This window comes from Kitasatospora sp. MY 5-36 (genome assembly GCF_001182915.1).
In the GTDB taxonomy this organism is placed as follows: Bacteria; Actinomycetota; Actinomycetes; order Streptomycetales; family Streptomycetaceae; genus Kitasatospora.
In genome coordinates this window covers 1-11,086 of sequence record NZ_LFVW01000152.1, presented here as the reverse complement: position 1 = coordinate 11,086, position 11,086 = coordinate 1, and the positions used below count along the sequence as shown (strand labels likewise).

The window sequence follows — 11,086 nt, the reverse complement described above, 5'->3', positions numbered from 1 at the left end:
CGGCGCGCGCGGCCGAGCGGGCGAGGGAGCGTACGGGGATGCGGGCACTGGGGTCGGACGATCCGCGCCAGGTGGGCGGCTACCGGCTGCTGCGGCGGCTCGGCGCGGGCGGGATGGGCCGGGTCTACCTCGGCCGGACGGCCGGCGGGCGCACCGTCGCCGTCAAGGTGGTGCGGTCGGAACTCGCGGACGACGCCGAGTTCCGCGCCCGGTTCCGGCAGGAGGTGGCCGCCGCCCGGCGGGTCGGCGGCGCGTGGACCGCGCCGGTCCTGGACGCCGACACCGAGGGCGGGCAGCCCTGGGTCGCCACCGGCTACGTGGCGGGCCCCGCGCTCGGCGAGGCCGTCCGGACGTACGGGCCGCTGCCGGAGCCGGCCGTGCGCTCGCTCGGCGTCGGACTCACCGGGGCGCTGGCCCACGTCCACGGGCTCGGCCTGGTGCACCGGGACGTCAAACCCTCCAACGTGCTGCTCACCCTGGACGGGCCCCGGCTGATCGACTTCGGGATCGCCCGGGCACTGGACGCCGCCGGGGGCCTCACCCGTTCCGGTTACGTGGTCGGTTCGCCCGGCTTCATGTCACCCGAGCAGGCGAACGGGCAGGCGGTCGGGCCGGCCGGGGACGTCTTCTCGCTCGGCGCCGTCCTCGCCTTCGCCGGGACCGGCGTGCACCCCTTCGGAGAGGGGGTCAGCGCGGCCGTGCTGCTCTACCGGGTGCTGCACGAGGAACCGGACGTGGCCGGACTGCCCGAGCCGCTGCGGGGGACCGTCCTCGCCTGCCTGGCCAAGGACCCGGCCGCCCGCCCCACCCCGCGGCAGCTCCACGACCGGCTGGACCCGGACGGCACGGCCGCCACCCGGCTGTCGCACGGCGGCTGGCTGCCGGCGGAGCTGGCGGCGGGGGTGGGGCGCAGTGCGGTGGGGCTGCTGGACCTGGACCTGGACCTCGACTTGGACCCAGGCCCGGACCCGGAGGGGATTCCGGGGGCTTCGGGGGAGCCGGCTCCGGAGGCGGGTGCTCTCGGGGTGGTGCGGACTCCGACCGTCGCATCCGGGGGTGGGCCGGAGGGCGAGGGGGATCGGCAGCCGCTGTGCTCGGGTGTCTGGGACGAGCCGGCGGGGGCGCGGCCGCGGCGCGTCCGGACCGGGGTGGCGGTCGCGGCGGCGCTCGCGGTGCTCGGGGGCGGCGGGTACGGGCTGTACGAGTGGCTGCACCGGGCCGAACCGGCGGCCTCGGGGCCGTCGCCGACGGTGGGGCCGCTGCCGGAGGTGTCGGTCGATCCGAGCCAGGCCGTCCTGCCGAGCGGGGCCTTCGGCTCCGGGGTGGCGTCGGCCCCCGGTGCTCCGGGGAGCGCGACGTCGTCCGCCCCGGGCGCGGTGCCACCCGGGACGGGCGGGCCGAGCGTGGTGCCCGCCGCCTTCCTGGGCACCTGGAGCGGGGACATGGTCACCGACAAGGGGCTGCCCGCCGGGACCACCACGCTCACCGTCCGTCCGGCGGCGATCGGTCAGGAGAGCACCACCAGCCGCAACGCGGCCTCCGGGCTGATCTCGATCAGTTGCGAGGGCGCCTGGACGCTCAGGTCGGCCTCCGCCACCGCGCTGGTGTTCCAGTCCCGGCTGGTCCGCTCCTCGATCCCCGGCGCCTGCACCGGCGGCTCCAACGCGGAGACGCTCACCCTCCAGTCCGACGGGACGGTCCGGTTCACCTCCGCCGACCCGCCGGCCGGGAACCCGGCGGGCACGATGCGCAGGGCGAACGGCTGAGACGTGGTCCGAGCTGCTCGGGGGTGGTCTGGGGTGCTCCACGCGCTGTTCAGCGGGCTGACGCGGGCGGCGGAATGTGCTGGCGTAGGCTGGTTCGGCCGTACCCGAGTAGCACTTGAGAGAGAGAAGGCCGCCAGGTGACCGAGCTCGCAGCGACCACCCTCGATGCGTCCAGCACCGACCTGAAGGCCGTGCTCGACCGGGCCGCCGCCGGCGGCCGGATCACCCCGGAGGAGGCGCTGGAGCTCTACCGCTCCGCGCCGCTGCACGCGCTCGGCTCCGCCGCCGACGCGGTGCGCCGCCGCCGCTACGCGGGTACCGAGCACATCGCGACGTACATCATCGAGCGCAACATCAACTACACCAACGTCTGCGTGACGGCGTGCAAGTTCTGCGCCTTCTACGTGCCGCCGAAGAGCGACAAGGGCTGGTCCCGCGAGCTCGACGAGATCCTGCGCCGCTGCGCCGAGACGGTCGAGCTGGGCGGCACCCAGATCATGTTCCAGGGCGGCCACCACCCGGACTACGGCGTGGAGTACTACGAGCGCGCGTTCTCGGCGATCAAGGCCGACTTCCCGCAGCTGGTGATCCACTCGCTGGGCGCCTCCGAGGTCGAGCACATGGCGCGGATCTCGGGCGTCTCCGTCGAGGAGGCCATCACCCGGATCCACAAGGCGGGCCTGGACTCCTTCGCCGGCGCCGGCGCCGAGCTGCTGCCGGAGCGGCCGCGCAAGGCGATCGCCCCGCTGAAGGAGTCCGGCGAGCGCTGGCTGGAGATCATGGAGATCGCCCACGGCCTCGGCGTGGAGTCCACCTCCACCATGCTGATGGGCACCGGCGAGACCAACGCCGAGCGGATCGAGCACCTGCGGATGATCCGCGACGTGCAGGACCGCACCGGCGGCTTCCGGGCCTTCATCCCGTACACCTACCAGCCGCAGAACAACCACCTGAAGGGCTCGACCCAGGCCACCGTCTTCGAGTACCTGCGGATGATCGCGATCGCCCGCCTGTTCCTCGACAACGTCGCCCACATCCAGGGCTCCTGGCTCACCACCGGCAAGGAGGCCGGCCAGCTGTCGCTGCACTACGGTGCGGACGACCTCGGGTCCGTGATGCTGGAGGAGAACGTCGTCTCGGCGGCGGGCGCCAAGCACCGCTCCAACCTCACCGAGCTGATCCACCTCATCCGGGCCGCCGACCGCGTCCCGGCGCAGCGCTCGACCACGTACGAGCACCTGCGGGTGCTGGACGACCCGGCCAACGACCCGGTCGACCCGCGGGTCGCCTCGCACATCGCCTCCACGGCGATCGAGGGCGGCACCGCGCACCCCGAGCTGAAGATCCTGGACAACTGAGTCCTCGTTCCTCCTCCCTTCTTGTCGTGCCGGTACCGGTGCCGCTGATGGCGGTGCCGGCGTCGGCGCTGTTGCCGTTGCCGTTGCCGTTGCCGTTGCCGTTGCACTTGCCGTTGTTGTCGAAGTCGAAGGCGCTGTTGTGCTGACTCTGCACCGGGCGGCGTTCGTGCTGCCCGACCCGGCCGATCCCACCGCCCCGTCCATCGCCGACGGGGCGGTGGTGGTGCGTGGCGAGCTGGTCGAGGCGGTCGGGCCGTACGGGGAGCTGGCGGCCGGGTACCCGGGCGCGCGGGTGCGGGACTGGGGGGCGGCCGTGCTCGCCCCCGGGCTGCGCAATCCGTACGGGCACTGGCTGTTGGAACGCGCGTACCACCCGGATCCGCGGGAGGAGGTCGGCGTCGAACCGGTGGCGGACGGGCTGGCCGGGTCCACCGACGAGGCGCGGTGCGGGGCCAGTGCCCGGCGGGGGCTGCAGCGGATGCTCGGGTACGGAGTGACGGCGGTGGCCGGGCCCTTCGAGCGGGCCTCGGTGCGGACGGCGGTGGCGCGGTCGGGGGTCGTGGGGCTGCCCGGTTCCGCCGTGTCGTCCGCTGTGGCGTCCGCTGTGTCGTCCGGCGGGGTGGACGGCGGGCCGCAGGACGGCGGGCCGGAGGGCAGCGGGCCGCAGGACGGTGGCGCGCGGCCGTTGGACCCGCTGGCCGTCCTGCCGTTCGCCGAGGCCGTGTACGGGCGGGTGGCGGTCGGGGGCCGGGCGGACTTCGCGGTGTTCGCGACGGCCGCGGTCGCGGGGGGCGGGGGCGCGCAACCGGTGGCCGGCGGGTGCCTGGCCACGGTGCTGGGCGGGCGGTTGGTGTACCGCCGACGCTGAGACGGGCGTCACGGCGGGTGTGACGTACTCGTCAGTAGCCGGATTTCCTTGTGGCGCACGGGACTTCCTTCGTGTGCACCCGAACTCCGGGGCCGGTACAGGAGAGTGATTGTCCCTTCATCGTGACCTGAGGGCCCGCCAGCGGATACGATCCCGGACAGCTCACCCACTCCGTACCCTCACCACACCACCGCCCGCGCCCGCGGGTGGCGGGGCCGTGTCCCCGGCCCCGACGGCAAGCCAGGACAGGAACCATGCGAACCGCGACCGTTCCCCCGCCGCGCACCCCGCGGATGGGCCGTGGTTGGTACCTCGCCGCCGTGCTCAGCGCAGTGCTGGCCGTCGGCATGTGCCTGCTGGGTTGGCGCCAGGCCGACCAGGCCGACCGGATCGAGGCGCACCCGGTGAGAGTCGAGGGGGTCGTCACCCAGCTCCCGACCGGTGGCGGCACCTACAGCGCCGTCAGCTACCGGGCCGACGGGGAACCGCACACCGCGGCCGCGCTGCCGCTCTCGGACAGCGCCAAGGTCGGCGACACGGTCTGCCTGGAGCACGCCGCCGACGACCCGGGCGCGGTACGGATCTGCGGCGACACCTACCCGCAGCCGGTCGGCGTGGGCCTGGCCCGGTTCAGCGTGCCGGTGGCCCTCGTGTTCTTCGTGATCTGCGTGCTGCGCATCCGTCGGCACCACAAGGCCCTCGCGGTCCGCAGCGGGCAGGGGGCGCTGGCCGCCAACCTCGCGCTGGCGGCGGGGGCGCTCGCGGACGGGATGCCCGCGATAACCCACGGCAAGCGGTCCCGGCGGCGGCGCCGCGCGGGCGGGCGGCGCGCCCAGCACTGACGGGGGCGTGCGGGTACGGCCCGGCCGGTGAGGTCCGTGGGGGCGGCCGGTGAGGTCCGTGGGTGAGGCCGGTGAGGTCTGTGGGCGCGGCCCCGTTGGTCGGGGTGTCCGTGCGAGGGTGAACAATGGGGGGCGTGACCCGAGCCTCTCTGGACAAGCAGCCGCACGAAGTCGCCGCCATGTTCGACGACGTCGCGGCCAAGTACGACCGCACCAACGACGTGCTCTCCCTCGGCCAGGCCCGCGCCTGGCGCCGGGCGGTGGCCGAGGCGGTGGCCGCCGGGCCGGGGGACCTCGTGCTCGACCTCGGGGCCGGCACCGGCACCTCCTCGCTGCCCTTCGCCGAGGCCGGTGCGAAGGTCGTCCCGTGCGACTTCTCGGTCGGCATGCTCACCGAGGGCAAGGGCCGCCACCCCGAGCTGGCGCTCACCGCCGGCGACGCCACCCGGCTGCCGTTCGCGGACGACACCTTCGACTCGGTGACGATCTCCTTCGCGCTGCGCAACGTCCAGGACACCGACGAGGCGCTGCGCGAGATGCAGCGGGTCACCAAGCCCGGCGGCAAGCTGGTGATCTGCGAGTTCTCCACCCCGACCTGGACGCCGTTCCGGACGGTCTACACCGAGTACCTGATGCGCGCGCTGCCGCCGGTGGCGACCGCCGTCAGCAGCAACCCGGAGGCGTACGTCTACCTCGCCGAGTCCATCCGGGCCTGGCCGGACCAGCCGGGGCTGGCCGCCAAGCTCCAGGACAACGGCTGGTCGAAGGTCGCCTGGCGGAACCTGACCGGCGGGATCGTCGCGCTGCACCGGGCGTACAAGATCGCGTAGCCGGGCTTGGCGGGCTCGGCGGGCCCGCGGCCCGGTCGCCCGGCTGCTCGGCTCGGGTTGGTGGTCGGGGCTGACGGGCGGGGCTGACGGGCGGAGCCGGAGGTCGGGGGCGGGGGCGCATCCGGTGGCGTGAGCGGAACTAGACTGCCGGAGACAAAGCCGCCGTCCCCCGCCGCAGTTCCAGGAGTGTGTCCACGTGTCCGAGACCGCAGCCGATCTGACGAAGCCGGACAGCCCCGTCGAGAGCACGGCCGACGTCATCGTGGTCGGCGCGGGCCCGGCCGGCGCCACCACCGCGTACTACCTGGCCCAGGCCGGGCTGGACGTGCTGCTGCTGGAGAAGACCGCCTTCCCGCGCGAGAAGGTGTGCGGCGACGGCCTGACCCCGCGCGCCACCAAGCAGCTGGTGGACATGGGCATCGACGTCTCCACCGAGAACGGTTGGCTGCACAACAGGGGCCTGCGCATCATCGGCGGCGGCGTCCGCCTGGAGCTGGACTGGCCTGAGCTGTCCTCCTTCCCCGACTACGGCCTGGTGCGCAAGCGCGCCGACTTCGACGAGCTGCTCGCCCGTCAGGCCGAGAAGGCCGGCGCGCGGCTCTACGAGCGCTGCAACGTCAGCGGGCCGGTCCTGGACGAGCGCACCGGCCGGATCGTCGGCGTCACCGCCAAGCTCGGCGACGAGAAGCGGCCGGTCACCTTCCGGGCCCCGCTGGTGGTCGCCGCCGACGGCAACTCCACCCGGCTCTCGCTCGCCATGGGCCTGCACCGGCGCGAGGACCGCCCGATGGGTGTCGCCTACCGCACCTACTTCACCTCGCCGCGCCACGACGACGACTACCTGGAGTCCTGGCTGGAGCTGTGGGACACCCGCGACGGCGACCGCAAGCTGCTGCCCGGGTACGGCTGGGTCTTCGGCATGGGCGACGGCACCTCCAACGTGGGCCTCGGCATCCTCAACTCCTCGCCGGCGTTCGGCGAGCTGGACTGGCGCGAGGTGCTCAAGGCCTGGTGCGCCAACATGCCGGAGGAGTGGGGCTACACCCCCGAGAACATGACCGAGCCGATCCGCGGCGCCGCGCTGCCGATGGCCTTCAATCGGCAGCCGCACTACACCCGCGGCCTGCTGCTGGTCGGCGACGCGGGCGGCATGGTCAACCCGTTCAACGGCGAGGGCATCGCCTACGCGATGGAATCCGGGCAGATCGCCGCCGGGGTCATCGTGCAGGCCCTCGCCCGGGTCACCGATGGCGGCCGCGAGCGCGCCCTCCAGGCCTACCCGCGCATCCTCAAGGACGTGTACGGCGGCTACTACACGCTGGGCCGCGCCTTCGTGAAGCTCATCGGCAACCCCAAGGTGATGCAGATCGCCACCCAGCGCGGCCTCACCCACCCGATGCTGATGCGCTTCACCCTCAAGCTGCTCGCCAACCTCACCGACCCGCAGGGCGGCGACGCGATGGACCGCGTGATCAACGGCCTCGCCAGGGTCGCGCCGAACGCCTGACGGCTGGTGTCTGGCGCCTGGTGCCTGACAGCTGGTGCCTGACGGCTGGTCTCTGGCGCCTGATGCCTGGCGCCTGATGCCTGGCGGCTGACGCCGAAGGGCCGGACGCCGAACGCCTGGCGCGGACCGGGTGTTGGGGCCGGTGGGGATGTCCGTCCCCGCCGGCCCTACGGCTGTTCGGCCGTCCGGGGTGCCTCCGGCGCCCGGCGGGAGGCGGCGGAGCGCTGCTCGACGTAGGCGAGACGCTCGTCGAAGATCCGGGCCGCGTCGGGGGTGAGGGTCCTCAGGGCGACGAGGGCGGTGAAGACGACGTCGCAGAGCTCGTGCTGGACGTCCTCCCAGGTGTGGGTGACCCCCTTGCGCGGGTTCTGGCCGGTGGCGCCGATCACCGCGGCACCGACCTCGCCGACCTCCTCGGAGAGCTTGAGGATCCGCAGCAGTCGCTCCTCCTGGGGCGACTGCGTGCTCTGCTCGTCCAGCCGTGCGACCAGGTCGTCGACGCTCTCCCAGATCCGGCTGTCCATGCGGCGTTGCTCCTGCTCCCACGCGGTGTCGTTGGTGTTGCCACCGTACGGGAGCGGGGGCGGGCGGGAGCGGGCCGGGGCTGTCCGGCCCGCCGGGGACGAGCAGCCTCAGCGGGCGCTGATCTTCACGTTGCGGATGTTCACCGGGAGGTTGGGGAAGCCGTCGCCCGGGTTGTTCTGGTCGTCCTCGCCGCCGGCGGCGATCTTCTGGAGCACGTCCAGACCGCCGGTGATCCGGCCGAAGGGGGTGTAGGCGGGGGAGAGCTTGGTGTCCTTCCAGACGAAGAAGAACTGGCTGCCGTTGGTGTTCGGGCCGGCGTTGGCCATGGCCACGGTGCCGGCCGGGTAGGTGGCGCCGGTCAGGTTCTCGTCCGGGAACGAGTAGCCGGGACCGCCGCTGCCCGTGCCGGTCGGGTCGCCGCACTGGAGGACGTAGATCCGCTGGGTGGTGAGGCGGTGGCAGTGACTGCGGTCGAAGTAGTCGTGCTCGGCGAGGAACCGGAACGAGAAGGTGGTGCAGGGCGCCTTGTCGGTCAGGGCCTCGAAGCTGATCTGGCCCTGGCTGGTCCGCAGTGTCGCGCGGTAGGGCTTCGCCGCCTTCTTGGCGTCGAACACCGGGATGCCCTTGAAGTTGTCGGCCGGGACGGCCGGTGTGTAGGCGCAGCCGGTAGCGGGGGTCGCGGCCGCGGGGGTGTCCGCGATGGCGGTGCCGGTGCTCGCCACGAGCGGGAGGACGGTGGCGGCGGCGACCAGCGCCCAGTGCTTGCGCTTCACGTGACGGGCCTTCCGGGGGGTGGTGGACGGCGGTGTTGTCATGGGTGCATCATCCACGGCCGGATGGGGATGCGGTAGGGGTTGGGGCGGCCGTGGCTCCCCGGGCGGCGACAGTGTGATGGTTTGTCAGTTCTGCTCCGGGGTGGTCGTGGTGGGCGTGAAGAGTCCGGCGTGGGCGGCCAGGGCCGCGGCGTCGGCGGCCCGCTCGGCGGTGCGGGCGTCCAGTGGCTCGCCGGAGACGAAGAGGCGGTAGTAGAGCGGCGCGGTGGCGGCCCGGACCACCTCGGCGCCGTCCGTCCCGGCGGGCAACTCGCCCCGGGCGACGGCCCGTTCGGCCACCTCGGCGGCCTGGCGGTGGCGGGCCGCGAAGAAGGCGCGCAGGGCGGCCGCGCCGGTGTCCGAGCGCTGGGCCGCGGAGATCAGTGCGGTGGGCGTGGGGCCGAGCTCCGGATCGGTGAAGACGCTGAACACCTCCTGGGTGATCCGGCGGAGGTCCTGCCGGAGGTCGCCGGTGTCGGGCAGGGGCCAGGGCTGGTCGGCGGAGGCGGTCAGGGCGTCGGCGACGAGGCCGTCCACTCCGCCCCAGCGCCGGTAGAGGGTCGCCTTGTGGACGCCGGAGCGGGCGGCGACCGCCTCGACGGTGAGCCCGTCGTACCCCTTCTCGGCGACCTCGGCGAGCGTGGCGGCGACCACCTCCGCCCGGACCCGGGTGCTGCGGCCGCCCGGGCGCGGTGCGGGGGTGCGGGGCTCCGGTGCGGGGTGGGTTGCTCCAGTCAAAGTCGACTCCAGTCGCATTAAGGCTTGCTGTGGGGTGGCGGCCGTGCCATGCTCATCGTAATGCGACTTGCGTCGCATTACGAGAGGAGCCCGCGTGTCCGCCACTGCCGTTCCCGACCCCACCGCCCTCCACCCGCTTGCCGGCCACGACCGGGTCGTCCTGCTGCGCCCGCTCGTCACCGACCCGAGGATCGAGGTCGGCGAGTACACCTACTTCGACGACCCCGACGGTGCCACCCGCTTCGAGGAGCGCAACGTCCTCTACGCGTATGGCCCCGAGCGGCTGGTGATCGGCAGGTACTGCGCGATCGCCACCGGCACCCGCTTCCTGATGGCCGGCGCCGCCCACCCGACCGTCGGCGTCTCCACCTTCCCCTTCACGATGTTCGGCGGCAGTTGGACCGAGCGGACCCTCGACATTGTCACGGGCCTGCCCAGCCGGGGTGACACCGTGGTCGGCAACGACGTCTGGTTCGGCCACGGGGCCACCGTCCTGCCCGGCGTCCGGATCGGCGACGGTGCGATCATCGCGGCCGGGGCGATGGTCACCGCCGACGTCGAGCCCTACACCGTCGTCGGCGGCAACCCGGCCCGCCCGATCCGCCGCCGCTTCGACGACGCCGACATCGAGCGTCTGCTCCGTGCGGCCTGGTGGGACTGGCCGGTGGAGCTGGTCACCGAGCACGTCCGCGCCATCATGTCCGGCACCCCGGCCGACATCGAGGCGATCGCCGCGGCGAACGGTCTGCTCTCCGCCTGACCCAACCGTGCCCGTGGAGGGCATTGATCATCGGGGGCCCGGTGCGCGAAGATGGCGCCCCCTTGCTCCGCGCACCGCCCCGTCCACTGCCGGGCCTTCCGCCCGGCTCCTGGGTCCGTCCGACGCCGTACGGTACTCGCGCCCGCCGGTTCCGTTCGTTCGGAGGGATCTTTCGCATGCCAGCCTCCTTGTCCGACCCGTCCGAGGGTTCGTCCTCGTCGGTCCTTCGCGATCTTCCGGTCCTGCTCGTGGCCGTGGTGTGGGGATCGAGCTTCCTCGCCGTCCAGCGGGTGGCCGAGCCCGGGACGGTCGTGGCGATGCTGGTGCTGCGGTTCGGCCTGGTGCTGCCGCTGCTCGGGCTGGTCGCCTGGCGTGCCCTGCGGAGGCTGAGCCGCGCCGAGTGGCTCGGCGGCGCCGCACTGGGGCTGGTGCTCAGCGGGATCTTCCTGCTGGAGACCTACGGAGCCGTGCACACCTCCGCGACCAATGCCGGGCTGATCATCAGCCTCGCGATGGTGCTCACGCCGCTCGGCGAGAGCGCCCTCGCCCGGACCGCGCCGCCGAAGGCCTTCCTCGCCGCCGCCGGGCTGGCCGTCCTCGGCGTCGCCCTGCTCACCGGGGACGGCGGGCTGCGCCCTCCGGCACTCGGTGACCTGCTCGTGCTGGGCGCCGCCCTCGTCCGCTCGGCGTACGTCCTCGCGATGGCCCGCACCCGGGCCGTCCGCGACACCGACGTGCTCGCCGTCACCTGGGTCCAACTCGCAGTGGCCACCGGCGTGTTCGCCGCCGTCGCGTTCCTGGTCGGACCCGCGCCGTGGACGGTCGCGCGTTCGTACGGGGCCGGCCAGTGGGGCTGGCTGCTGCACCTGTCCTTGTTCTGCACCCTGTTCGCCTTCTTCGTCCAGATGTGGGCCGTGCGGGCCACCTCGCCCTCGCGGGTGAGCCTGCTGCTCGGGACCGAGCCGCTCTGGGCCGCCGTCTTCGGCATCACCGTGGCCGGGAACCGCATGGGCCCGCTCGCCCTGCTCGGCGGAGCCCTGGTGCTGGTCGCGACCGAGTGGGGCCGGCGCACCGCCCCCG

11 protein-coding genes are annotated in these 11,086 nt (G+C 73.6%); 8 read left to right on the top strand and 3 right to left on the bottom strand.

Annotated elements, in window-relative coordinates; all coding sequences use genetic code 11:
• Positions 1-38 precede the first annotated feature (38 nt).
• The 6 genes from AE652_RS11520 to AE652_RS11495 all read left to right on the top strand — a co-directional run bounded on the left by AE652_RS11520 (position 39) and on the right by AE652_RS11495 (position 7,171).
• A complete protein-coding gene (locus AE652_RS11520; protein WP_053112042.1) occupies positions 39-1,766 on the top strand; it encodes a protein kinase in 1,728 nt (575 codons plus the stop codon).
• Positions 1,767-1,903: 137 nt separating this feature from the next.
• A complete protein-coding gene (gene mqnC, locus AE652_RS11515) occupies positions 1,904-3,124 on the top strand; it encodes a cyclic dehypoxanthinyl futalosine synthase (protein ID WP_049651178.1) in 1,221 nt (406 codons plus the stop codon).
• Between the two features lie 139 nt (positions 3,125-3,263).
• Positions 3,264-3,992, top strand: a complete 729-nt coding sequence (locus tag AE652_RS43070) for a hypothetical protein (RefSeq protein WP_053112041.1) — start codon at positions 3,264-3,266, stop codon at positions 3,990-3,992.
• A gap of 254 nt (positions 3,993-4,246) precedes the next feature.
• On the top strand, positions 4,247-4,834 hold the full coding sequence (locus AE652_RS11505) for a hypothetical protein (protein ID WP_049651177.1): 588 nt from the start codon (positions 4,247-4,249) through the stop codon (positions 4,832-4,834).
• 134 nt (positions 4,835-4,968) lie between these two features.
• On the top strand, positions 4,969-5,664 hold the full coding sequence (locus AE652_RS11500) for a demethylmenaquinone methyltransferase (protein ID WP_049651181.1): 696 nt from the start codon (positions 4,969-4,971) through the stop codon (positions 5,662-5,664).
• Positions 5,665-5,881: 217 nt separating this feature from the next.
• Complete coding sequence (locus AE652_RS11495) at positions 5,882-7,171, top strand: geranylgeranyl reductase family protein (RefSeq protein WP_049651180.1); 1,290 nt, start codon at positions 5,882-5,884, stop codon at positions 7,169-7,171.
• A gap of 167 nt (positions 7,172-7,338) precedes the next feature.
• Here AE652_RS11495 and AE652_RS11490 read toward each other — a convergent pair whose 3' ends face one another.
• From AE652_RS11490 to AE652_RS11480, 3 genes are all read right to left on the bottom strand, one after another.
• Positions 7,339-7,695: a MazG-like family protein gene (locus tag AE652_RS11490; protein ID WP_049651176.1), complete on the bottom strand. Its 357-nt coding sequence runs from the start codon at positions 7,693-7,695 to the stop codon at positions 7,339-7,341.
• A gap of 108 nt (positions 7,696-7,803) precedes the next feature.
• Positions 7,804-8,511 (bottom strand): peptidylprolyl isomerase, encoded by a 708-nt coding sequence (locus AE652_RS11485; protein ID WP_063780137.1) that lies wholly within the window; start codon positions 8,509-8,511, stop codon positions 7,804-7,806.
• Positions 8,512-8,595: 84 nt separating this feature from the next.
• Positions 8,596-9,246 (bottom strand): TetR/AcrR family transcriptional regulator, encoded by a 651-nt coding sequence (locus AE652_RS11480; protein ID WP_049651174.1) that lies wholly within the window; start codon positions 9,244-9,246, stop codon positions 8,596-8,598.
• A gap of 94 nt (positions 9,247-9,340) precedes the next feature.
• On the opposite strand from AE652_RS11480, the gene AE652_RS49200 reads away from it, so the two are divergent.
• Positions 9,341-10,006 (top strand): CatB-related O-acetyltransferase, encoded by a 666-nt coding sequence (locus AE652_RS49200; protein WP_049651173.1) that lies wholly within the window; start codon positions 9,341-9,343, stop codon positions 10,004-10,006.
• 176 nt (positions 10,007-10,182) lie between these two features.
• A partial coding sequence (locus AE652_RS11470) for a DMT family transporter (protein ID WP_049651179.1) occupies positions 10,183-11,086 on the top strand: 904 nt, incomplete at its 3' end.

Coding starts and splice junctions, on each gene's coding strand:
- AE652_RS11520 (WP_053112042.1), top strand. CDS start 39: ATGCGGGCACTGGGGTCGGACGATCCGCGCCAGGTGGGCGGCTACCGG.
- AE652_RS11505 (WP_049651177.1), top strand. CDS start 4,247: ATGCGAACCGCGACCGTTCCCCCGCCGCGCACCCCGCGGATGGGCCGT.
- AE652_RS11490 (WP_049651176.1), bottom strand. CDS start 7,695: ATGGACAGCCGGATCTGGGAGAGCGTCGACGACCTGGTCGCACGGCTG.
- AE652_RS11485 (WP_063780137.1), bottom strand. CDS start 8,511: ATGACAACACCGCCGTCCACCACCCCCCGGAAGGCCCGTCACGTGAAG.